20 protein-coding genes are annotated in these 23906 nt (G+C 60.9%); 16 read left to right on the top strand and 4 right to left on the bottom strand.

The window, feature by feature from the left end; all coding sequences use genetic code 11:
* Window positions 1-3: 3 nt before the first annotated feature.
* The 4 genes from ARC85_RS02295 (at window position 4) to ARC85_RS02280 (ending at window position 5504) form a co-directional block, all read left to right on the top strand.
* Window positions 4-2586: a heavy metal translocating P-type ATPase gene (locus tag ARC85_RS02295; RefSeq protein ID WP_286714229.1), complete on the top strand. Its 2583-nt coding sequence runs from the start codon at window positions 4-6 to the stop codon at window positions 2584-2586.
* A gap of 117 nt (window positions 2587-2703) precedes the next feature.
* Window positions 2704-3153, top strand: a complete 450-nt coding sequence (locus ARC85_RS02290) for a DUF411 domain-containing protein (RefSeq protein ID WP_286714228.1) — start codon at window positions 2704-2706, stop codon at window positions 3151-3153.
* A 109-nt stretch (window positions 3154-3262) separates the two neighbouring features.
* A complete protein-coding gene (locus tag ARC85_RS02285; RefSeq protein WP_278351445.1) occupies window positions 3263-5245 on the top strand; it encodes a ribonuclease R family protein in 1983 nt (660 codons plus the stop codon).
* 61 nt (window positions 5246-5306) lie between these two features.
* Window positions 5307-5504 (top strand): hypothetical protein, encoded by a 198-nt coding sequence (locus ARC85_RS02280; RefSeq protein ID WP_011787196.1) that lies wholly within the window; start codon window positions 5307-5309, stop codon window positions 5502-5504.
* Between the two features lie 12 nt (window positions 5505-5516).
* Here the strand turns inward: ARC85_RS02280 and yihG are convergent, their stop codons facing one another.
* Entirely contained in the window at window positions 5517-6428 is a 912-nt protein-coding gene (yihG, locus tag ARC85_RS02275) for a 1-acylglycerol-3-phosphate O-acyltransferase, YihG family (protein WP_036148786.1), read from the bottom strand.
* 179 nt (window positions 6429-6607) lie between these two features.
* Between yihG and ARC85_RS02270 the strand changes: the two genes are divergently transcribed.
* From ARC85_RS02270 to ARC85_RS02250, 5 genes are all read left to right on the top strand, one after another.
* The gene (locus tag ARC85_RS02270; protein WP_011787198.1) at window positions 6608-7759 is read left to right on the top strand and encodes an alpha/beta fold hydrolase; all 1152 of its coding nucleotides are present in this window, start codon (window positions 6608-6610) and stop codon (window positions 7757-7759) included.
* An 80-nt stretch (window positions 7760-7839) separates the two neighbouring features.
* A complete protein-coding gene (locus ARC85_RS02265) occupies window positions 7840-8751 on the top strand; it encodes a LysR family transcriptional regulator (RefSeq protein ID WP_031210070.1) in 912 nt (303 codons plus the stop codon).
* A 116-nt stretch (window positions 8752-8867) separates the two neighbouring features.
* Entirely contained in the window at window positions 8868-10085 is a 1218-nt protein-coding gene (locus ARC85_RS02260; RefSeq protein WP_153739634.1) for a Bcr/CflA family multidrug efflux MFS transporter, read from the top strand.
* A 120-nt stretch (window positions 10086-10205) separates the two neighbouring features.
* Window positions 10206-10703 (top strand): thiol peroxidase, encoded by a 498-nt coding sequence (gene tpx, locus ARC85_RS02255; protein ID WP_206854516.1) that lies wholly within the window; start codon window positions 10206-10208, stop codon window positions 10701-10703.
* A gap of 318 nt (window positions 10704-11021) precedes the next feature.
* The gene (locus tag ARC85_RS02250) at window positions 11022-12344 is read left to right on the top strand and encodes an MATE family efflux transporter (RefSeq protein ID WP_022991351.1); all 1323 of its coding nucleotides are present in this window, start codon (window positions 11022-11024) and stop codon (window positions 12342-12344) included.
* A gap of 3 nt (window positions 12345-12347) precedes the next feature.
* On the opposite strand, the gene ARC85_RS02245 is transcribed toward ARC85_RS02250, so the two are convergent.
* Window positions 12348-12773 (bottom strand): thioesterase family protein, encoded by a 426-nt coding sequence (locus tag ARC85_RS02245; protein WP_014423046.1) that lies wholly within the window; start codon window positions 12771-12773, stop codon window positions 12348-12350.
* Window positions 12774-13069: 296 nt separating this feature from the next.
* Here ARC85_RS02245 and ARC85_RS02240 point away from each other — a divergent pair, with 296 nt between their 5' ends.
* Window positions 13070-14707, top strand: a complete 1638-nt coding sequence (locus ARC85_RS02240) for an MBL fold metallo-hydrolase (RefSeq protein WP_286714227.1) — start codon at window positions 13070-13072, stop codon at window positions 14705-14707.
* Between the two features lie 2 nt (window positions 14708-14709).
* On the opposite strand, the gene ARC85_RS02235 is transcribed toward ARC85_RS02240, so the two are convergent.
* Window positions 14710-14868: a YqaE/Pmp3 family membrane protein gene (locus ARC85_RS02235; RefSeq protein WP_014423048.1), complete on the bottom strand. Its 159-nt coding sequence runs from the start codon at window positions 14866-14868 to the stop codon at window positions 14710-14712.
* A 192-nt stretch (window positions 14869-15060) separates the two neighbouring features.
* Here ARC85_RS02235 and ARC85_RS02230 point away from each other — a divergent pair, with 192 nt between their 5' ends.
* From ARC85_RS02230 to ARC85_RS02220, 3 genes are read left to right on the top strand one after another with little or no spacing between them, the layout of a single operon-like run.
* Entirely contained in the window at window positions 15061-16506 is a 1446-nt protein-coding gene (locus ARC85_RS02230) for a succinylglutamate desuccinylase/aspartoacylase domain-containing protein (RefSeq protein ID WP_286714226.1), read from the top strand.
* Between the two features lie 17 nt (window positions 16507-16523).
* A complete protein-coding gene (locus ARC85_RS02225; protein WP_222179702.1) occupies window positions 16524-17519 on the top strand; it encodes a DMT family transporter in 996 nt (331 codons plus the stop codon).
* Window positions 17512-18069, top strand: a complete 558-nt coding sequence (locus ARC85_RS02220) for a carbohydrate-binding protein (protein ID WP_286714224.1) — start codon at window positions 17512-17514, stop codon at window positions 18067-18069. The genes ARC85_RS02225 and ARC85_RS02220 overlap by 8 nt, the downstream gene beginning before the upstream one ends.
* Here ARC85_RS02220 and ARC85_RS02215 read toward each other — a convergent pair.
* Window positions 18057-19238 (bottom strand): MalY/PatB family protein, encoded by a 1182-nt coding sequence (locus tag ARC85_RS02215; RefSeq protein WP_286714223.1) that lies wholly within the window; start codon window positions 19236-19238, stop codon window positions 18057-18059. The two genes, ARC85_RS02220 and ARC85_RS02215, sit on opposite strands and share 13 nt — an antisense overlap.
* Before the next feature lie 186 nt (window positions 19239-19424).
* On the opposite strand from ARC85_RS02215, the gene ARC85_RS02210 reads away from it, so the two are divergent.
* The 3 genes from ARC85_RS02210 to ARC85_RS02200 all read left to right on the top strand — a co-directional run bounded on the left by ARC85_RS02210 (window position 19425) and on the right by ARC85_RS02200 (window position 23887).
* Complete coding sequence (locus ARC85_RS02210) at window positions 19425-20312, top strand: AEC family transporter (protein ID WP_011787210.1); 888 nt, start codon at window positions 19425-19427, stop codon at window positions 20310-20312.
* Between the two features lie 28 nt (window positions 20313-20340).
* Window positions 20341-21231, top strand: coding sequence for a prenyltransferase (locus ARC85_RS02205; protein WP_023008721.1), 891 nt, complete (start codon window positions 20341-20343; stop codon window positions 21229-21231).
* Between the two features lie 154 nt (window positions 21232-21385).
* Window positions 21386-23887, top strand: a complete 2502-nt coding sequence (locus tag ARC85_RS02200) for an acyl-CoA dehydrogenase (protein ID WP_286714222.1) — start codon at window positions 21386-21388, stop codon at window positions 23885-23887.
* Window positions 23888-23906 lie beyond the last annotated feature (19 nt).

The raw sequence follows: 23906 nt of genomic DNA, 5'->3' as shown, positions 1-23906 counted from the left end.
GTAATGAGTGAAGCATCGGTTCTGAAAACAGCGCTGAGTATTTCCGGCGCCTCTTGTCAGGGTTGTGCGAAGAAGATTCGTCATGCTCTGGAACCGCTGACCGGGAGCACCGAGCGGGTGGAGGTGAATCTCGAAGACCAGACCGTGGCCCTGCCTGAGAATGTGGATAGCGCCGAGGCGGCACGGATAGTAACGGAGGCTGGCTACCCGGCGGAGCCGTTGGTTCATAACGAACCCATCGGCAGTTGCTGCGCATCCAAAAATGGCAAGTCGGCCGCTGATAAGGCGCCGGACTCAGATACACCGGCCGCCTCGACCGACGTCGAGCCATCGGATGCCGGCGACGGGCAGATCGCGCTGGCGGTCAGCGGGGCCACCTGTGCATCCTGTGTGAATACCATTGAGAAGGCGTTGATGTCGGTCGCCGGTGTCACGCACGCCCATATGAATCTGGCGGACAGCACCGCGACCGCCAGCGGGGATGCCGATCCGCAGGCGCTGGTGCAGGCGGTGGAGAGTGCGGGGTATGGTGCCCGGGTGATTGAAGACGCGGATGCCGCGGACGACCGCAAGCAGGAAGAGGACAAGAAGCAGTACAAGGTGCTGCTGGTGAAGATGGCCATCAGTCTGGGGCTGGGCCTTGGGTTGATGATCTGGGGCATGGGCTTCGGGTCGATGATGGTGACCGAGGCCAATCAGCTTACCTGGATCAATCTGGGCATTCTCACTCTGGGGGTGATGATTGCCACCGGCGGGCATTTCTACACCGGTGCCTGGAAGGCGTTCAAACATCATAACGCCAATATGGACACGCTGATTGCTCTGGGTACCGGCACCGCCTGGCTATATTCGATCGTGGTGGCCAGTGCGCCGGAGGCGCTGCCAGAGATGGCGCGCCATGTGTATTTCGAGGCCTCGGCGATGATCATTGGCCTGATCAATCTGGGCCAGGCCCTGGAGTTGCGGGCCAAGGGCAAGACCTCGGAAGCGGTGCGCCGGCTGCTGGATTTACGGGCGAAAACGGCCCGGGTGATCCGCGACGGCCAGGAGCAGGATATTCCCGTTGAAGAAGTTCAGAAAGGCGACCGCATCCGGGTGCGCCCGGGCGAGAAGCTGCCGGTGGACGGGGTGATTGCCGAAGGCACCACCCGCATCGATGAAAGCATGCTGACCGGTGAGCCCATGCCGGTGGGCAAGGGCGAAGGCGATGAGGTCTCGGCCGGTACTCTGAACACCCACGGCTCGATTATTTATGAAGCTACCCGGGTGGGCAGCGAGACCGCGCTGGCCCAGATCATCAAGCTGGTGAAAAAGGCCCAGGGCTCGAAACCCGCCATTGGCCGGCTCGCAGACAAGATCTCTTCGGTGTTCGTGCCCACGGTGATGCTGATTGCCGTGGTGTCGGCGCTGGTGTGGTACAACGTCGGGCCGGAGCCGGCGGTGGTGCACATGATGGTGGCCGCCACCACGGTACTGATCATTGCCTGCCCCTGCGCGTTGGGGCTGGCCACGCCCATGTCGGTGATGGTGGGTGTCGGCAAGGCAGCAGAGTACGGTGCGCTGATTCGCCAGGGCGATGCCTTGCAGACTGCCGGAAAAATCGATCTGGTGATTCTGGATAAAACCGGCACTATTACCGAGGGCCATCCGGCGGTAACCCGGGTGCACGCGACAAACGGCGATGAGACGCGCCTGCTGGCATTAGCCGCCGGGCTGGAGCAGCATTCCGAGCATCCGCTGGCAGAAGCCATTCTGGACCGGGCCCGCGAGAACGATATTGAGCCAGAACCGGTCTCCGGCTTTGAAGCGCTCAATGGCAAAGGTGTGCAAGGCAAGCTTGATAGCGAACCGGTACGCCTGGGCAATCGGCGCTGGCTGGAAGCCAAAGGGCTGTCTGTCGAGGCTCTGGATGATGCAGCCAAAACCATTACCCAGGAAGCCGGCACGCCGCTGTTCCTGGCGGTGGGCCAGCAAGTATTGGGTGTCATCGGCGTGGCCGATGCCATTAAACCGGATTCCGAGGCTGCCATCCGGCGCCTTCACGACGCTGGCATCAAGGTGATGATGGTCACCGGCGATGTCGATGCCACCGCCAAGGCCATTGCGGCCAAGGCCGGCATCGATGACTACCGGGCCGAGGTGTTGCCGGAGGACAAAGCCGAAGTGGTCAGCGAAATGCGGGGTAAAGGCTACACGGTGGCCATGGTGGGGGATGGCATCAACGATGCCCCGGCGCTGGCAGCTGCGGACGTGGGCTTTGCCATCGGAACCGGCACCGACGTGGCCATTGAAAGTGCGTCCATCACCCTGATGCGCGGTTCCCTGCACGGGGTGCCGGACGCCATCGAGATCTCCCGGGCAACGGTGAAGAACATTCACCAGAACCTGTTCGGGGCCTTTATCTATAACTCCTTGGGTATTCCGGTGGCCGCCGGCCTGCTCTACCCTGTGTGGGGCATCCTGATGAGTCCGATCCTGGCCGGCGCCGCCATGTCGCTGTCTTCAGTGACGGTGGTTTCCAACGCCAACCGGCTGCGGCTGTTCAAGACCAGCCAACCCCAGGTATCAGCAGAGGAGCGGAACTGATGACAACATTTCTGGTCAATGCCGGTGGTCTCGCCCTGATGGCTGCCATTGTCTGGTGGTTCTGGCTCTCCGGCTCTAACTCGGACAACTCCGATCAACATCACTGAGGTAATCACCATGAGAAAACACACCCTGGCCCTTGGCCTGATTGCTGCAATGGGTTTTTCCACAACCGCCCTGGCTGGCGGTGCCGCCCAGAGCATCCATGTATACAAATCACCCACCTGTGGCTGCTGCGGCGACTGGATTGACCACCTGGAAGAGAACGGCTTCGATGTCACCGCCACCAACAGCGACGACATGGGCAAGATCAAGGCCGAAGCCGGTCTGATTCCGGGCCTGGGCAGTTGCCACACCGCCTTTGTAGATGGCTACGTGATTGAAGGCCATGTTCCGGCGGACGACATCAAGCGCCTGCTGGCAGAAGCTCCCAAGGCCACCGGCCTGAGCGTACCCGGTATGCCGGCGGGCTCTCCGGGCATGGAAATGGGCGACCGCAAGGATCACTACAAGGTGATTCTGTTTAACGATCAGGGCCAGACCCGGATCTTTAACGAGCACAACTGACGCCCGCCCCGCGGACTATTTTTCCTGGCCGGTTCTGCCAGATCTGACTCCCTCTGGCAGAACCGTTATACTCCGCTGCATCACACATTTTTAGCCAGGTTATTTCTCCATGCTCAATGCCGACGCTCTCAATCAGTTGCGCCAGCTGAAAACCGATATCAAGCAGAACAAGGTGGTCTTCCCGGGTACCGTCAAGCCCACCAACGGGCGCTTCGGCTTTGTGGCCCTGGATGAAGGACGGGACGTGTTCCTGCCGCCCGAGGAAATGCAGAAGGTGCTGCCCGGCGACCGGGTAAACGTTACCGAACAGGAAGTGGAAAAGGGCAAAACCCAGGGCATGGTGGACGAGCTGCTGGAATCGCACCTGACCACCTTCGTGGGCCGTTACCTGATCAAGGGCAAGGGCCACTTTGTTGCGCCGGAAACGCCGGGCATCAACCGCTGGATTTTCATTCCGCCGAAAGAACGTATGAACGCCCAGCCGGACGACTTCATCTACTGCCAGATTCATCGCCACCCGTTCAAGGACGGCAAGGGCCAGGCCAAGGTACTGCGGGTTATCGGCAAGGCCGGTGAACCGGGCATCGAACGGGCCTTCACCCTGGCCAACTTTGATTTGGCCGATGCCTGGCCGGAAGAAGTGCAGAAGCAGGCCGACGCCCTTACTGAGGAATCCGTTACCTCACACCGCGAGGGCCGGGAAGACCGCACCGAACAGCCCTACGTGACCATCGACAGTCCGGGCACCCAGGATATGGACGATGCCCTGATGGCAACCCCGAATGCCACTGGCTGGACCCTGTCCATCGCCATCGCCGACCCGACCGCGATGATCGAGCCGGGCAGCCCGGCCGAAGAAGAAGCCTTTAACCGCGCCACCGCCATCTATTTCCCGGGTGAGCCACTGCCGATGTTACCGGACGCCATCAGCACCCGCCTGTGCTCGCTGATGCCAGAGGTACCCCGGTTGGCCCTGGTGTGCGACCTGCAGGTGAACAACGATGGCAGCCTGGGCGACTACAGTTTTCGCCAGGCCGTCATCCGCTCCCAGGGCAAGCTGAGCTATGAGCTGGTGTCACACCTGATTGAAGGTCGGGAAGACGATGACATCAAGGCCTTGCCCGAAGCCGTCGCCAACAGCCTGGACCAGCTGCATCAGGCCGCCACTGCCCTGCGCAAATGGCGCTCGGAGCACGCGTTACTGAGCAATGATCGCCCCGAATTCCGGTTGCGTCTGGACGAAAACAAGCGGATCCGGGTGATTGAACCGGCAGTGCAGAACGAAGCCCACCGGCTGGTGGAAGAATGCATGGTTGCGGCCAATCGTTGTGCGGCCGATTTCCTGCAAAAGCAGGGGCAAGGCCTGTTCATCCAGCATCCGGGGCTGCGGGACGACCGCGCCGACAATATCCGTAAACTGCTGGAAGGTTACGCCCCACATCTGGCCGAACTGGATGCCACCAGTGCCGAAGGCTTCAAGGCGTTGATGAAACACACCGATGGCCTGCAGGCCGATGTGCCGGTCAAGTCCATTCTCTCGCGCCAACTGGCCCGGGCCGAACTGGGCTTCGAGCCTGCTCCGCATCAGGGTATGGGACTGGCGGCCTACACCACCTTTACTTCACCGCTGCGCAAGTTCTCGGACTTCTACGTGCACCGTCTGATCAAGGCCGCACTCTGGGATCAACCCATCAAGGCCCTGAACCCGCAGCAGCTGGAGAGTCTTCAAACCACCCAGTTCCGCGCCCGCATGGCTGCCAACACCCTGGAGGCCTGGCTCAAGAGCGATTACGCCAAAGGCCTGCCGGCAGATCCGATGGAAGGCACCATTACCCGCACCATGCCGTCGGGGTTTTTCGTCCGCCTGGATTGCAACGGCCTGGAAGGCTTTGTCAGTTGCAAGGATCTGGAGGGCAAGTTCAGCTTTGATCCGGTTACGCTGCGCCTGGTTCACAACAAGAACGGCCGGATCTTCCAGCTGGACCAGCGGGTAACCGTGAGTTTTTCCGGTGTGGACGAAGAGCGTCGGCAGATCAACTTCAAACTGCTCGAGGCCGAGGACATTAATCCCGGAACCGACGACAAGGGTTGAAAACCAGCCGGGCAGACACACCGTATCTGTTCAGAGGTCTTCTGTTTTCAGGAGGTGTGTTATGCCCATCAGTCCTCAGGAATTTCTGCGAAAGTACGGCTTCGACAAGGAAGAAGAAGAGCCCGACCACAGCCTGCGCCACAATGCCATGGAGCATGCCAGGCATTTGAAACGCCCCCATGCCGGCACTCCCCATGACTGGGAAGAGTGGGAAAGGTTCAAGAAGGAACACCCGGATCAGGTCGAAGACGACGACTGACCCGGGACGGCATCAGCTAGGGTTCTGGTCCTGCCGGGCCAGCATTCGCCCCAGCCGCTCGTCTTTGGCACGCCACAGATCGCCCAACCAGTCCTTGACGTTGCGGCGGTGCTCGGCGTCCTCAGAGTAATCCCTGCCCTTGAGGTGTTCCGGAATGGCCTGGGTATCAATGGTCATCCGGATCTCCGGCACCCGCCCACAAATGAAGTCCCAGAACGTTGGAGCGCCATCGGGATAGGCAATCGTGACATCTACCAGGGTATCAATGGAATCACCCATGGCATCCAGCACAAAGGCCACTCCACCGGCCTTGGGCACCAGCAAATGCTGGTACGGTGACTTCTGCCGGTCGTGCTTGGCCGGGGTAAAACGGGTGCCTTCCACAAAGTTCATCACGCTCACCGGCGTGTAGCGGAATTTCTCACAAGCCTTGCGGGTCGCCTTCAGATCATCGCCCCGTTTTTCCGGGTGCTTGATCAGGTATTCCCGGGTGTAGCGTTTCATAAACGGGAAATCCAGCCCCCACCAGGCCAGGCCGATCACCGGCACCCAGATCAGCTGCTGTTTCAGGAAGAACTTCAGAAACGGCGCCTGGCGATTGAACACCCGCTGCATGGCGAGGATATCCACCCAGCTCTGATGATTGCTGAGCACCAGATACCAGCTCTCGCGCTTGAGCTTGTCGGCGCCTTCCACGTGCCAGCGGGTATTGTGGGTGAGCTTCATCCAGCCTGTATTGCAGGCCACCCACGACTCCGAAATCCAGATGATCACGCGGGTGCACAACACCCGGAAACCCTTGTGCGGAATCACCAGCTTGAACACCGCGGGGATATAGAGCAGCAGGCACCAGAACACGGTGTTCAGGCCTAGTAGCAGGGAATTAAGCACGCCAATAACGGGGGCAGGCAGGAAACTGAGCATGGGCATCCTGTTGTGGTTGTTGTTTCCGAAGCCCGCAATCATAGCAACCTGGCAGCCGCTTGGGCAGTGGCCCGAAGTGACCAAAACGCCGACCGGATGTGACAGTCTTGCCATGGCTGGGGGAATGAATCCACTCTATTATCTGACTCCACACGCACCGCAGCTACACCGGACACCCTATGCGCAACCCCCTGAAATCCGCTATCAAGACCTCCTCCGGCCTCGCCCGCCAGAGCGCACTCTACGCTGGCAATGCCTTCGACCGGATTTTCCGGGCGGCCAGCCTGGTACAGGCAGGCCAGACCCCGTTCGAAACCCTGCACAGCAATGGGCTGGTGAGCCTGCGATACTATCCGCCTCTGGAGGAGGATTTCATCGAACTGGATGGCATGGTGATCCCGGTAGAACGCAAGACCCACCGCACGCCGATCGTCATCATTCCTCCTCTGGCCGTGAATATGCTGATCTATGATCTGTTTCCCCAGCGAAGTCTGGTGCGTTTCCTTCGAGCCAGAGGATTTGAGGTCTATCTGATCGACTGGGGTATGCCGGGCCGGGAACATACTCACTACAACATGCATACCTATGTTGCCGAATTCCTGCCGGAGTATCTGAATCGGGTCCGGGAACACAGCGGGGAACAGGAACTGTCACTGCATGGCTGGAGCATGGGCGGCATGTTCACGCTGTTCTACTCTGCCCTCAGCAAGGACCAGCACATCCGCAACGCCATCGTCCTGGGCCTGCCCATCGACAGCCATGCTTCCGGCCTGATTGGCTGGATGTATCAACGAATTGCCGATGTCGCCGAACTGGTTCGCAAGCGCACCGGCTTCCGGCTCCACGACATGAAACCGCACTGGTTCCACACCCCGGGCTGGGCCAACACCATCGGCTTCAAGTTGACCAACCCGGTTGGCAGTGTGATGGGTTACTGGGAGTTGATCGTGCGCCTGGGCGACCGCGAATTCGTCACCAACCATGCCACCACCTCGGCCTTTCTGGACCGGATGGTAGCCTACCCCGGCGGCGTCATCCAGGACACCGTGGTCCGGGTCTGGATTGATAACCAGTTGGCCAAAGGCCAGATCCAGATTGGCGACGACTTCGCTCGACTGGAGAACGTAAACGCCAACTTACTGGCCATCGCCGGCCAGGAGGACACCCTGGCTACACCCGGTGCCGCCAAGCGAGTGATGGACCACGTCAGCTCCACGGATAAGACCTTCCGGGTGGCCCCCGGCGGGCACATGGGGATACTGGCCGGAAGCAAAGCGCCCCGGGCGTCCTGGCTTGAGCTGGCCGACTGGTTGGCTGCAAGGTCTGACTGATACTACTTTCACAAGCGGCAGGTGGCAGGGAGCGCTTTCCACCGCTGACTTTCCGTCTTCCCTGCTTTAAACTGCCACCCATGAAACCTGTTGATATGTTGAGCCTGGATCTGCGATCCCTGGCAACGTTTGTGGCGGTTCTGGATGAGGGCAGCGTGTCCCGGGCGGCGGTTCGCCTGGGCGTTACCCAATCGGCCGTGAGCCACACCCTCGAGCGCCTGAGACAGGCCTTCGGCGACCCCCTGTTTGTGAAATCAGGGCGCGGCATTGTACCCACCGACTACGCCCTGCGCACCGGCCCCCACATCCGCCAACTGCTGGATGATCTGCGCACCCTGCCCTCCGGGCCGCCCTTCGAACCGGCGTCGGCGGAATTCACCTTCACCATTGCCGCCAACGATTACCAGCGGGATCTGCTTCTGCCCGGGCTGCTCCGAATCCTGCGGCAGCAGGCCCCGGGCATCCGGCTACAGGTGATTCCCTCCGGCATCCCCAACGCCGACATGCTGCGCAAAGAAGCCTGCGACCTGATCATCAGCCCGCACGCACCGGAAACCACGGACATCATGCAACGGGGCCTGATGGCGGACCGCATGGTAGTGTTCTATGACCCAAACCAACGCAACGCGCCGACAGATCTGGCCGAATACCTGAAAGCCGATCACATCGCCCTGATGTTCGCCACCGGCGAACGACCCGGCTTTGAAAACACCCTGCACGCCAAGGGCCTGGACCGCCGCAACGTGGTCACCGTCTCCAACTTCTCCGGCCTGCCCGAATTCCTCCGCGGCACCGACATGCTGGCCACCGCCCCGGAACGCATGAGCGCACAACTCATGCGGGACTTCGCCTGGGTTCCACTTCCCTTCGACTACAAGCCCTTTACCCTGCTGATGCTATGGCACCGAAGGCACCAGAATGACCCGGCCCACCGCTGGGTACGCAACCAGGTGAATTCGGTTGCAGCGACCATGAACGGGCTGAACGATTAATCAATCAGTTTTGTTCATGTATTGCATGAGGCTACAAGCCGTTATCCAAACGCACCATAAACCCTAGACTTCACGTCAATCGTCGACCTAGCGCAACTCTAAAGTCAGGACAAATAGTGTTAGCACTCACAAGCATCTGGACAACCATACTGCTGGCCGCCGCCGTCGCCCTCGGGCCACTGGCCGTGGACATGTACCTGCCAGCATTGCCCCAGATCGGCGCCGACTTCGATGCCGGCACCGATCAGGTCCAGCTGACTCTGAGCGTCTACCTGGCCGGCTTCGCCATAGCACAACTCATCTGCGGGCCGCTGGCCGACCGCTTCGGCCGCAAACCCATCATGATCGGTGGCTTCCTGCTCTTTACTGTTGCGAGCATCGGCTGCGCCCTGGCCAACAACATCGAAACCCTGCAGCTGTTCCGGTTCCTGCAAGCCCTGGGCGGCTCCGCTGGCCCTGTGCTGGGTCGCGCCATCATCCGCGACATCTATACCCCTCGGGAAGCCGCCAAAATCCTCGCCCTGCTGGCCAGCATCATGGCCCTGGCACCGGCGGTGGCCCCTACCCTGGGCGGCCTGATGGTTAGTGGTCTCAGCTGGCACTGGATCTTCATCGCCATGGGCGGCTACGCCCTGGTCATGGCCGCGGTCACCGCCTTTGGCATCCCTGAGCCCCTGAAACCGGAGTATCGCCAGCCCCTGCGCCTGTGCCACCTGTTCGCCAACTACCGGCGCATCAGCACCGACGCCAGCTTCATTGGCTACACCCTGACCAACGCTGCCATCTACGGCGGGCTGTTTGCCTTCCTGTCCGGCGCGTCCTTCGTGCTGATTGACGTACTGGGGGTTCAGCCGGAGCACTTCGGCTTCTACTTCGCCGCCATCGTGGTGGGCTACATCGCTGGTAATCTGGGCTCCATCCGACTGGCGCGTTACCTGGGCCCGGATCAGATCCTGTTCTACGGCCTGGTCACCGCCCTGGCCGGCGGCGCCATCATGGCGCTCCTGGCCTACCAACAGGTTTACAGCCCGTGGGCGGTGATGATTCCCCAGGCCATCTTCATGGCCGGTACCGGCCTGGTACTGCCCCAGTGCATGGCCGGCGCCCTGGCCAACTTCCCCACCATGGCTGGCTCCGCCTCCGCGCTTTTTGGATTTATCCAGATGAGCGCCGCCGCCATCGCCGGCGCCATCGTCGGAGCCCTGCACAATGGCACCCCTCTGGTGATGGCCACCGTCATCGCCACCTGCGCCGGACTGGCCATGATCGGCTACCTGCTGCTGGTACAGCGCTACCCGGCGAAAGCCTTCGAAACCGGAAAAGCCAGCGCCTGAAAGGCTCGCACGAGCATGATCTAGCTAAAGTCGGGGATGAAAAGTCATCCAAAGTAAGCTACACAGAGTAAGTTGCAGAACATAAAGCCAAGGAACTCTCAACAAACTCAGGAGCAGCATATGAGCAACGTCACCCTCGACGGCAACCCCATTGAACTGAGCGGAAAATTCCCCCAGCCGGGCGACAACGTACCGCCCTTCACTCTGACCAGCAGCGGACTGGAAGAAGTCAAACTCGACAACTGGGCCGGCAAACGCAAAATCCTCAACATCATCCCCAGCATCGACACCGGTGTATGCGCCGCCAGCACGCGCAAGTTCAACGAAAAAGCCGGCAACCTCGACAACACCGTAGTACTCGTTATCTCCGCCGACCTGCCCTTCGCCGCTTCCCGTTTCTGTGGCGCCGAAGGCCTGAAAAACGTGGAAACCCTGTCCACTTTCCGCAACTACAGCTTCCAGCAGGACTACGGCGTGGCCATCCAGAACGGCCCCCTCGCCGGCCTCTGCGCCCGCGCGGTGGTGGTACTGGACGAGAACAACAAGGTAATCCACAGCGAACTGGTCAACGAGATCAAGAACGAGCCGGATTACGATGCGGCTTTGAGTGTGCTCTGAACCGAACCAGCTACTGACGCCTCATCAGTAGAGTGCCCTGATACGTTCCGGAGTATTCCAGAACGTTGGGGCGGTCGGGGGCGGAAGGCTTTCCAAAAATTTGTGGAGCCATGGGTGAAGAGCGAAAAGCTCTTCACGGGCCGGCCAGGGATGGCCTGCCCTGGACCCTCTGCGCGACGCAGGAGCGATTAGCGCTGAGGGGCGGAACACAAGCGCCCATGGATGGCTTGAGCGCTTTTTGGAAAGCCTTCCGCCCCCGAGTGCTTCCACCAATGCTAGAATCCCCGCCACACTCAATACCAAGGCCCTCAAGCTAACGTGCAAAACCACCTGCAAAACGCCTCCCTGGGCCGCCAGCTCTACCACATGACCTGGCCCATGCTCTTCGGCGTGCTCTCGCTGATGACCTTCCAGCTCACCGACAGCGCCTTCGTCGGCCAACTCGGCCGCGACCCGCTGGCAGCGCTGGGCTTTACCGTGCCCATGCAACAACTGGTCAGCGGCATGTACGTAGGGCTGGGCATCGCCACCACCGCCATCATCTCCCGCACACTGGGCCAGGGCGACGACATGCGCGCCCAACGCCTGGGCGGCCTGGTGGTCGCCATTGGGGCCGGCCTGGCTTTCCTTCTATGCCTGTCGGTCTGGCTCCTGCAAAACCTGATCCTGGACCTGCTCGGCGCCGAACAGGCCCTGCGGCCAGTCATCAGGGAATACTGGGCACCCTGGCTACTCTCCGCCTGGACCGGCGCCATGGTCTACTTCAGCTACGCTGTGTGCCGCGCCAATGGCGACACCCGCCTGCCGGGCTACATGATGATCATCACCAGCCTGCTCAACATCGCCCTGGACCCGCTGTACATCTTCGTGTTCGGCTGGGGTCTGCCCGGCGCCGCCTGGGCCACCATCACCGCCTTCGGCATTGGCGCGCTGATCGTCTACCCGACCCTGCTCAAACGCCAGTGGCTAAGATTCGACCTGCTCCAACTGCAACTGGCTCAGGCTGTACGCCAGCTTGGCGGCATCATGGCGCCGGCCATGGTCAGCCAGCTGATGCCACCTATCTCAGCCATGCTGGCCACGGCACTGGTGGCAGGGTTCGGCTCTGCTGCGGTGGCCGCCTGGGGGCTGGGCACTCGTCTGGAGTTCTTTTCCATTGTGGTAGTGCTGGCCCTGACCATGTCCATGCCGCCAATGATCGGCCGCATGCTGGGGGCAGGAGAAGTCGAGAAGATCCGCAAGCTGGTTCGCATTGCGGTGCGCTTTATCGTGATCTGGCAGCTGGCCATCGGGCTGATCTGGCTGGCCGCCTCCGGCTTCGTCTCTGGCCTGTTCAGCCGCGATGCCGGAGTGCAGGACATTCTGGTGAGCTATCTGCTGCGAGTGCCACTGAGCTACAGCGGGCTTGGCGTGTGTATTCTGATGGTGTCAGTGAACAACGCACTGGGCATGCCCATGCGCGCACTGCTGATTTCCACTCTGCGGTTATTCGCCTGCTATCTGCCCCTGCTCTGGATTGGCGGGCAACTGGCCGGGCTGACCGGGCTGATGTCCGGCGCTCTGGTGGGCAACCTGCTGGCCGGCACCATGGCCTATAGCCTGTATCGCCAGGGTATGAGCCGGTTGCGCCAGCAGGGGTAATACTCAGGCAAACCGGGCGCGGAAGCTCTCGGGCATGGGGGTTACTTCCCGGCTCTGGTAGTTAAAGAACACGAAACCGTACTTGGCCAGCGCCACTGGTTGCCCGCTGTCGGCCTTGGTGACCCGGAACACGAAATCACCGCCGTATTTGTTGAAATCCATCAGCCCCACTTCAAAGCGCAGCAGGTCCGGGTAGAAGGACTCACCCTGATACATGGTCGCGAGATCCGTGACGATGATGCCCACACCATCGTGGCCCGCCTCTTCAATGCCGTGCTCCACCAGGAACTGGGCGCGCGCTTCAGACAGCATGGAGATCAGCGCGTCGTTGCCCAGGTGGTTGGCGCCGTTGATGTCGGTAATGCGGACCGGCAGGCGGGTTTCGAAGGTGAAGGCGGTGTCGGGAAAGTCGAGTTTGATTCTGGCCACTTTGGGGTCCCCTGGGGTGCGCTTGGTGCGATTGAGTGATGGGGGTGCATCATACTCCGACCTTTGTCGCTTCTCATCCTGTGGGTTGTTCGGGTATCTTGCTGTAAACGTCGTAGCGCCGCGAATGCTGGTTCGGTCGGCCGTAGAGATAAGCTTTCCAAAACACGCTGTGTATACATCCCTGTACGCTCTGCTCCGCCATCCATGGCTCCGCAAGGTTTTGGAAAGCTTATCCCTACGCCCTCATCCTGGCCTTGAACGCGCACCATAAAAACAGCAAAAAGACAGAGAGCCTTATGAACATCCGCCCCGCCGCCACCCTGGTTCTGACCCGTGATACCGATAACGGTATTGAAGTCCTGCTTCTGCAACGCACCTGGGATGCGGTGTTTCTGCCGGGTTATTACGTGTTCCCGGGGGGTGCGGTGAATGCGCAGGAGCCTGAGGGGCGGGCTCATGTGGTGGGTGTGGAGGATGCCGACATCAGTCAGACCATGAGTCTGGATGAAGGCGGGGCGGATTACATGCTGGCGGCGGTTCGGGAGTGTTTTGAAGAGGCGGGGATTCTGCTGGCTCAGGATGCGTCCGGTCAGTTGATTGGCGCCGATCACGGGGTTCACAGTGAGCGAATGGCGTTGTTTCAGGAGGAGATTTCGCTGGCGCAGTTGTGCGCGAAGCATGGTTTGACGGTGCCGCTGGACCGGTTGGCGTATCTGAGCCACTGGGTGACGCCACCGGGGCCGCCGCGCCGGTTTGATACCCGGTTTTTTGTGGCCGTGGCGCCGGAGGGCCAGGTGGCGAGCCATGATGGTACGGAAACCATTGATCACGTCTGGATTGCGCCGGCTCAGGCGCTTGAGGAACATCGGGCCGGTGCCCGGTTGCTGGGGTTACCGACGATCCGGACCTTGCGGGTACTGAGTGAGTTCGGCACGACCGGCGAGCTGATGCGTTATGCCCACGCCAATCCCCCGGAGGCGTTTCCGGATCAGCCCTGGCCGGCGGTGCGCAAGGGCAAACCGGTGATGCTGGAACCCAACGCTCCAGCCTATGACGAGGCAGTCAAGCTGGATCCGGAAGGTGAAGGATCAACCCGTGCGGAGATTGTTCCCGGGGAGCCGGTGGAGGTTGCCGCCGGGGTGGTACGGCTGACCGCGCCGAACCCCGGGATGATGACCGGCCCGGGCACCAACACCTATATTCTCGGCCATCAGCGCTTTACGGTGCTGGATCCGGGCCCGGCGAGCGAGGCGCATATCGAGCGGATTCTGGAGCTTACCGGTGGTGTGGTGGATCAGGTGGTGGTTACCCACACCCACATGGACCACTCCCCGGCCGTGGTCCAACTCAAGGCCCGCACCGGTTGCCGGGTATTTGGCTGGCCAGCGCCTGAGGGCGCGGGGCAGGATCAAGGCTTCACACCGGATGATCAACCCGGGCATGAAGACCTGATTGTGACCGAAGCGGGCGTCCTGAAGGTTTTGCATACCCCGGGCCATGCGTCGAACCACCTGTGTTATCTGTTGCTGGATCAGGAATTACTGTTTTCCGGGGATCACATCATGCAGGGATCAACGGTGGTGATTAACCCGCCGGACGGCGATATGAAGGCCTACATTGATTCCATGTACGATCTACTGGCCGAGCCTGTGCGCTTCATTGCACCGGCCCATGGTTTTCTGATGGGCCAGCCTGCGGCGGTGATGGATTACCTGATCACCCACCGGCTGTCCCGGGAACACAAAGTGTGGCGGGCTCTGGAGGCGCTGGCACCGGTCAGTCTGAAAGACCTGACCGCCAGGGCCTATGACGATGTCCCGGCCGCCATTCACGGCCTGGCCGCCCGCTCAGCGCTCGCGCACCTGCTGAAGCTGGAAGCCGAACACAGGGCGTTCGCCGACGACGGGCTCTGGCACGTGGTCGCGCCAGACTGAGCCTACTTCTTGGCGATCACCCATACCGCGTGCACGATGCCCGGAATGTAACCCAGGATGGTCAGCAGGATGTTGATCCAGAAATGCTTGCCGATACCAACCTGTAAAAAGACGCCTAACGGCGGTAACAGAATTGCTACCAGAATTCGCAAAAGATCCATTCAGTTCTCTCCTTGACGGGCGTAAAACAGTCATATCACTGCAAGATAGCAGTGGTATGACATTTCACCATATTGAACCGGGTAAATTCGGCCCGGTTTCATGAAAGTGGCATTAAACCTCTGTCACAGCCGTATTCATGATTGAGGCTCATCCCTATCCTTGGGGCCACATCGTCAGGTAATTGAGGACTTATGCTGAGAGCAAGGCTCAGATATTCCATCACTAGCGCACTCACATCATCACTCCTGGTTTTGGCGACGCCCGCCGTGCTGGCCGAGGCAGTCAGTTCCAAGGCAGACGCCACCGCCCTGTTGGTGGCCGATCTGGCGGAAGATGAAAACGTTGAGGATGTTGAGCACTCGGAACCCCGCCGGGGCTCTGCGCAGGCACGCGCCCAAGCTGAGACAACCAGCGAACAGAGCAGCCCGCAGGCCCCCCCGGTGGAGGCACCGGAGGCAGCCAACAAGCCCCGTGAAATTGCACCCAATATCGACCTGAAAGAAGTGGCCCCGCTGCCGGAGCCGGAGCCCGAGGCAAGCGATTCCGGGGATTCTGCCGCGCAGCCGGAACCTCAGGCCGAAACACAATCCGGCACAGCCGACGCGGCCGGGAGCAACACCCCGGTGTCCCCGGACGATGTTGCCGAGAAGGAACCGGAGCCCGCAGCACCCGTGCCCGCAGAGAGTTTCACACTGCTGGGCAAGGAAATTCTACCCGGTACTGCGACACGACTGGCCTGGTCACCAGGCATTCAGATTGCCGGGTTGTCCCAGATTACCCCGGTACTGGTGGTCAATGGCGTTAACCAGGGCCCGACCCTGTGCCTGACCGGCGCGGTTCATGGTGACGAGCTCAACGGCATCGAGATTGTCCGTCGCAGCATGTACGACCTGAACCCGGAAAAACTCAGTGGCCGGGTTATCGGCGTGCCCATCGTGAACCTCACCGGCTTTCAGCAGGGCAGCCGCTATCTGCCGGATCGTCGCGACCTGAACCGGCATTTCCCCGGCACCCCGGACGGCACACTGGCAGACCGCGTTGCCCATTCCCTGTTTAACAACGTTATCCGGCACTGCGACATGCTGGTGGATATTCACACCGGGTCACTCAAGCGCACCAACCTGCCGCAACTCCGGGCCGACATGAACAATCCGGATGTCGCCGAATTCACCCGGGGCTTTGACCGGATGGCCGTGGTTCACAGTTCCGGTTCACCCGGCATGTTGCGTACCGCGGCTACCGAAGCAGGAATCCGAACCGTGACACTGGAGGCCGGGGAATCCCTGCGCATCCAGGAACACCAGATCGAAGCAGGGGTAAACAGCCTCAATAGTCTGATGGAAAAGCACGGCATGATTTCCCGCATGTTTGTCTGGGGCGATCCGGAGCCGGTGTATTACGACTCTACCTGGATCCGGGCCCAGCATGGCGGCATCCTGTTCAGCGAAATCAAGCTGGGAGCGACGGTATCCGAGGGCGAGGTACTGGGTTATGTCGCCGATCCAATCACCAACGAACAGCATCCGATTCGCGCCTCCTCGGACGGCCGGGTCATCGGCATGGCGGTGGATCAGGTGGTGATGGCAGGGTTTGCCGCTTACCACATAGGTACGGAGGCACAAGTACCCGGAGAGTAGTATGCTAGGCGTTTTCTATGGGTACGGAACCAGCAGGAGACGGGGTGTCTGACCTGAACGCCACAACGCAAAACTCCGGGCAAACCCTGGCCTATGTCGGTCTGGTGCTGACACCGTTGTTCTGGGCCGGCAACGCCGTGGTGGCCCGGGGCACAGTCGAGCACATTCCTCCATTGTCCATGTCGTTCTGGCGCTGGGTACTGGCCCTGGCCATTATCCTGCCGTTCGGCTTACCCGGTATCTGGCGCCACCGGCAGGTCATTCGTCAGCGCCTCGGGTCCATGATTGCACTGGCCACCTTCAGCGTTGCCGCCTTCAATTCCCTCCTCTATGTCGCGGCCATGACCACGACAGCCACCAACATCGCGCTGATCAACGCCACTATCCCGATTTTTGTCGCACTGCTGGCCTGGTTGTTATTGGGTGACCGGACGCGCCCGATTCAGATACTGGGCATTGCCATGGCCCTGGCCGGCATTCTGTGCGTGATTGCCCGCGGCGATGTGTCCGTGCTGACCGGCCTGCAGGCCCAGCCCGGCGACCTGGTGATGGTGGCTGCGGTGTTCAGCTGGGGCCTGTTCTCGGTGCTGTTGCGCCGGCAGGCGGTGCCACTGCCGGCACTGACCTTCCTCACCACGCAGATCCTGCTGGGCACCCTGATTCTCGCGCCGGTTTACCTGCTGGACTTTCTGTTTTTCAGCGGCGGCTTTGCCCTGTCACAAAGTACCGCCCTTCCTCTGATCTATTTTGCGATTTTTCCGGGCATTCTCGCCTACGCCTTCTGGAATCATGGCGTACACAGTATTGGCCCTGCCCGGGCTGCCATTTTCATGTACCTTACGCCGGTTTATGCCTCTGTGCTTGCGGTGGTTTTCCTCGGGGAAAGCCTCAGCCTGTTTCATCTGGCGGGTGGACTGCTGATACTCGGAGGCCTGATACTGGCGACCCGAACCGGCCGGCGTCTGTCCCGCCCGCCTGTCACTGCACTGGATAAAGGAGAGCTGAATGACTAGGCAAACCGCCTCTGCATATTCCTGGCCGGCCATCATTACCCTGATGCTGGCCGCTCTTTCCCTGAACGTCGCGGCAGCCCCCTGCGACCCGGATGAGTCCAAATGGGCGCCATCCCGCTACTACCCGGCCGGAGCGGTAGTGCACCATGACGGCGAGTGGTACCAGTCCCGGGAGCTACACCAGGGCCTGGAGCCGGGTATTACCTTCGACTGGAAACAGCTCGATTCTGCACCCGAATGCTCCGGCGAGGCAGCGCCCCCGGCCCCGATCGACAAGTCCGATGTAGAAACCGGGCGAACTGCGCAGACAGGCACGGTCACCGGAAGCCCGGATTCACCAGCCTCGGAATCGTCCAGTGACAACGAACTGTGCGAGCAGCCCGACCAGTGGCTGTTCTCGGAGAGCTACACCGTGGGCAGCGAAGCCAGCCATGGCGGCAAGATCTGGAAGGCGATCCGCCCGACCAGCGGCGATATGCCCGGGATGAATACGCCGCCGCACTGGCAGCTGGTTGAAGATCACTGCTCCCTGGAAAATCAGCTGCCCTGAAGGGCCGCCTCAATACGGTCGAGAATCTGCGCCAGTACCGCTCTCGGGCAGCCGATGTTCAGCCGCATGAAACCGCTGCCCTGGCTGCCGAAACTTAGCCCCGGATTGAGGCCAACCCCCGCCCGTTGCACGAAGAAGCGTTTCAGGGCGGTGTCGTCCAGCTGCAGGCCCCGGCAATCGAGCCAGATCAGGTAGGTGCCTTCCGGCGCCGCGGTTCGGATGCCCGTGAGTCGGCGGTCAACCTCCTGCACCACGAAATCGCGATTGCCCTTCAGATAGGCCATCAGATCATCCCGCCAGGGACCACCATGGCGATAGCCTGCCTCGAACCCGGCGATGCTGAACGGGTTACACTGCGGCAGGTGCAGCCGTTCGAACACCGTTTTCATGGCCTTGCGGTGCTCCGGATCCGGAATCACCAGGGCCGACAGGCCCAGCCCCGGCATATTGAAGGTCTTGCTCGGCGCAACCGCCGTTATCAGCGCATCATCCCCTTCGGCCAGGGTCGCCAACACCCGATGAGCAGGCTTGTCTGGATAGGTAAGATCGCAGTGAATCTCGTCCGACAGCACCACCAGGCCATGACGGCGCGCGATGTCCAGCACCTGAACCAGTTCCGCCTCGCGCCAGACCCGTCCGACCGGATTATGGGGCGAACACAGCAGCAATACCTTGGCCTCCGGCCGGGCGGCGCATTGCTCCAAATGCTCCAGATCCATGCGGTAGTCACCGGTTTCGTCTGCCATCAACGGATTTTCAATCACGGTCCGGCCGGTATCCCTGACCGAGCTGAAAAACGGCGGGTACACCGGCGGCTGTATAATCACGCCCTCTCCGGGTTGGGCAAAGGCCAGGCAGGCCGCGTTGAGGGACGGCACCACCCCGGGTGCCATGACAATCCAGTCTCGCTGGATGCCCCAGCCATGACGGCTTTCAAACCACTGGATCATGGCCTCATAAAGGCTGTCCGGGAACAGGGTATAGCCATATACCGGATGCTGCGCCCGCTCGGTCAGCGCACGGGTGACCGCTTCCGGGGCCGGGAAGTCCATATCGGCGACCCACGCCGGTATCACATCGTCACGGCCGAATACCGCCTTGCGGGCATCAAACTTTACCGAACAGGTGTGCTCTCTGGCGATGGGCTGATCGAAAACGCTGCCATTCATGGGGGCTCCGCTTGCTGTCTCCGTGAAAACGCTATTGTGGTGGCCCGGTGCCGCCGTCGCAACCGACGCTTTGGCTCCGGCTTTGGTCGAAGAGCCATGAATTTCGCTTGCCCAATCCACCCGATGCTTGCGAACCTAACGGATTAGTCACCTGCGTTGACCAAAAACAATAATCGGAGCCCTTCCATGATTGGCCAGATTCTTTCCACCATGCTGCCGGTATTCCTGATTGCCGGCTGCGGCGCCTTGTACGGGCGTTACCGGACACCGGATATTCAGGGCCTGAATGTGCTCAACATGGAACTGTTCGTGCCCATGCTGGTGTTTGCGGTACTGGCAGACCAGCAGGCGCCCTTGCAGGAATACGGTTGGCTGGCGCTGGCCGCCACGGTGGTGGTTCTGGGGTCCGGTGTGATTCTGTATCCGGTGGCCAGGCTGCTGAAGCTGAACCTGAAAACCTTCCTGCCACCGATGATGTTCAACAACTCCGGCAACATGGGGATTCCGATTCTGGTGCTGGCATTCGGGGATGCGGCGCTGCCTGCGGCCATTGTGCTGTTCATCGTGGAAATGCTGCTGCACTTCTCGGTAGGCCTGTACATGCTGGACCCCCACACCTCCATTATCCGCCGGCTACGGTTGCCCATCGTATTCGCCAGCATCGCCGGCCTGGCGGTGAATCTCAGTGGTATCCCGCTGCCGGGTTGGCTGCTGGAAACCCTGAACATGCTTGGCGGCGTGTGCATTCCACTGATGCTGTTTGCCCTGGGCGTCCGCATGCTGGATGTCGATTTCAGTGACTGGAAACTGGGGCTGATCGGCGCCATCGCCTGCCCGCTCTCCGGACTCATTCTGGCCTGGCCAATGATTGCACTGCTGGATCTGCCGGGGCTGCAGGTCGCCAGCCTTTGGGTCTTTGCCGCCCTGCCACCGGCCGTACTGAATTACATGGTGGCCGAACAGTATCAGCAGGAACCCCACGCTGTGGCCTCCCTGGTGCTGCTGAGCAACCTGGGCAGTCTGGTGGTGATGCCCATTGTGCTGGGCTTGGTATTTGCGGCGGGCTACGTGTAAGCTTCTCCGCAATCCGGAGAGTTGATCAATGTCAGAAACCCTTGCGGTGGTCCGCGCGTCCCGCCCGAACTTTTTACTGCTCGCCCCATTGTGTGCCGGCCTGGGCCTGGCCGTCGCCTGGCAACAGGGCCAGGCGCCCGAACTTTTACACACCTTTCTGGTTTTCCTTGGCGCCGTACTTGCCCATGCGGCGGTGAATCTGCTGAACGAATACGACGATTTTCGCTCCGGCCTCGACATGATCACCGAGCGCACCCCGTTCTCCGGTGGCAGCGGCGCCCTGCCCGAGGTGCCGTCTGCAGCCCGGCGCGTGCTCTGGGCAGGTCTGGGCACACTCGCGGTGGTGGTGACCATCGGTCTGTATTTTCTCTGGCTGCGGGGTCTGCCTCTGCTGGTGCTCGGAGCGGCCGGTGTGGTGCTGGTGCTCACCTATACCCGCTGGATTACCCGCTCCCCACTGCTGTGCCTGCTGGCACCGGGCATGGGGTTTGGTCCCATCATGGTGCTGGGCACCGTTATCGCGCTTGGGGCAAGCATCGATACCACCGCCCTGCTGGTGTCTCTGGTGGCGCTCTTGATGGTCAGTGAGCTGTTGCTGATCAACCAGATACCGGATGCCGAGGCCGATCGAGCGATTGGCCGGCGCCATCTGGTGATTACTCTGGGCCCCGAAAAAGCCGCCCATCTGGTGGCTGGCCTGTTGCTTGCCAGCTATGGTGTCATCGTTGCCGGTGTGGTCAGTGGCTATCTGGCAATGACCAGCCTTATCGCCCTGGCACCGCTACCGGCAGCAATCTGGATCAGTCTTCGACTGCCTCGGGTACTGGCGATGCCAGACCAGCTCAACCACGTGCTGGGCGCCAACGTGGCGGTACTGCTGTCCACACTGGCGCTGCTGGTAACCGGGCTCAGCCTTTGAGCCTGAACCGCTGGGGCTCCGTAAAGAATCTGTAAATCAAGAATTCGATTCTCCCACGGGCTTTTACCTCGCTAACCGCTTGCAACTGACTGAACTTTGACCGATGGTAAGAATCAAATCTGTCTGATTTCATTCATGATATGGAGGTCTGCCCATGAGCGTTCTGCTCCTCGTTATCAGTGCCCTGGTACTGATTTACTTCAGTATCGGTGGCAAAACTGCCGCCCTCATCATGTCCGTCGCTACCCTGATTGGTGTCGCTCAGGACGACTGGCACATTCTGAGTTTTCTGATCGGCGGCATCCTGCTGGCTTTGGCACTGCTCGTAACCCTCCCTGGCGACCTGCGCCTGGATAAACTCAGCCGGCCACTGCTGGGCTGGGTTCGCAGTCGCTTACCAAAACTGTCTCCCACCGAACAGGAAGCCCTCAACTCCGGCTCCGTTGACTGGGACGGCGAACTGTTTTCCGGCCAACCTGAGTGGAACAAGCTGCTGGATGCCGCGCCCGCTCATCTGACCAGTGAAGAACAGGCGTTTCTTGATGGCCCGGTGGAAGAACTGTGCAAGATGCTGGACGACTGGCAGATCACCCACGAACACTACGATCTGCCGGACAAAGTGTGGAAGTTCATTCGCAGCAAGGGCTTCTTTGGACTGGTGATTCCCAAAGAAGACGGCGGCCTGGGTTTTTCCAACACCGCCCATTCCGAAATCGTCATGAAGATCTCCACCCGCAGCGTGTCTGCAGCGGTGACCGTGATGGTGCCCAACTCCCTCGGTCCCGGCGAGCTACTGATGCACTATGGTACCGACAAGCAGAAACAGCACTACCTGCCTCGCCTGGCCGGGGGTGAAGAAATCCCCTGCTTTGCCCTGACCTCTCCGGTCGCCGGCTCCGATGCTGGCGCGATTCCGGACAAAGGCATCGTCTGCAAGGGCGAATGGAACGGCAAGGAAGTGCTGGGCCTGAAAGTGACCTGGAACAAGCGCTACATCACCCTGGCGCCGGTCGCTACACTGATCGGCCTCGCCATCAAGGTTTACGACCCCGAGCACCTGCTTGGTGAGCAGGACGAGATCGGTGTCACCTGTGTGATGGTGCCGCGGGATACCGACGGCGTGAATGCCGGTGCCCGCCACCTGCCCATGAACACGGTCTTCATGAACGGCCCCACCTGGGGCACCGAAGTTTTCATCCCCATGGAACAGGTAATTGGCGGCCAGGACATGCTCGGCAAGGGCTGGAAAATGTTGCTGGAATGCCTGTCCATCGGCCGCTCCATCTCCCTGCCCGCTCTGGGCACCGGCGCCGGCAAACTGGCCAGCCTGGCGACCGGTTCCTACGCCTACACCCGGGAGCAGTTCGGCCGCTCCATCAGCCAGTTTGAAGGCGTACAGGAAGCCCTGGAACCCATTGCCGGCTACACCTACATGATGGACGCAGCCCGCCTGCTGACCGCCGGTATGCTGGACCGGGGCGTTCGCCCGTCGGTACCTTCAGCGGTGCTGAAATACCGCAACACAGACCTGATGCGGGAAGTGATCAACCACGCTATGGACGTGGTCGCCGGCCGGGGCGTGATCACCGGCCCCCGCAACTTCCTGGCACGGGCCTACCAGGCCGTGCCTATCGGCATTACCGTGGAAGGCGCCAACATCCTGACCCGCAGCCTGATGGTCTTCGGCCAGGGCGCCATCCGCTGCCACCCCTTTATTGTTGAGGAAATCGAAGCGGCGGGCATGGACGACGAAGACAAAGCGGCGAAGAAGTTCGACGGCATCTTCTACCGCCACCTGGCCCACACTACCCGAAATGCCCTGCGTGCCTTCGTTCTGGGCCTGAGTAAAGGCTGGCTGGAAAGCGCACCCCGCCAGGGTGACATCCAGAAATACTACCGCCAGCTGGGCCGTTTCTCGGCCGCCTTTGCCCTGATGACCGACGTGACCCTGCTCACCGTCGGCGGCGGCCTGAAAGCCCGCCAGCGGCTGTCTGGCCGCATGGCCGACTGCCTGGTACAGCTTTACTACGCCACCGCCGTGATCAAGCAATGGCATGAGGAAGGCTACCCGGACGACCAACGGGATCTGGTGGAATGGTGCCTGCAAACCTGTCTGCACGACCTGCAGGACTCCATGCGTGAAGCCATCATAAACTTCCCGGTCCCCGCCCTGCGCTGGCCGCTGCGTTTGCTGGTGTTCCCGCTCGGCGCCACCGGCCTGAACGGCCCGGATGACAAGCTCGGTGCCAAAGTGGCGGCCACCATCGTGAAAGACACGCCTGTGCGCCAGCGCATCAGCCGGGGAACCTTCATAAACGCCGATCCGAACGATCCGCTTGGACGCGTACTCAATGCTTACCGACTGGCGAACGAAACCGAGGAATCCCGCCACAAACTTCACGAAGCGATCCGCAGCCGGGACGAAGACGAAGTGGATGGCATTGCCCTGCTGATGGGCCACCAGCGCAAGGAACTGGTGGACTGGGCCTGTGCCCAGGGCATTGTCAAAGCGGATGAGTGCCCGAAACTGGAAGAAGCCCTGACGGCACTGTACGACGTCATCCGGGTGGATGCCTTTGATGCCGACGGATTGAAATCCCTCGCCAAAAGCGCCAAAGGCAAGCGCAAAGTGGTGGAACGGCCGTCCAAAGGCTGAGCTTCGCCACCCTCTCAAT

The organism is Marinobacter sp. tcs-11 (assembly GCF_002049515.1).
In the GTDB taxonomy this organism is placed as follows: domain Bacteria; phylum Pseudomonadota; class Gammaproteobacteria; order Pseudomonadales; family Oleiphilaceae; genus Marinobacter; species Marinobacter nauticus.
Note: the sequence above shows the minus strand (reverse complement) of the source record. Positions and strands in the feature narration are given on the sequence as shown.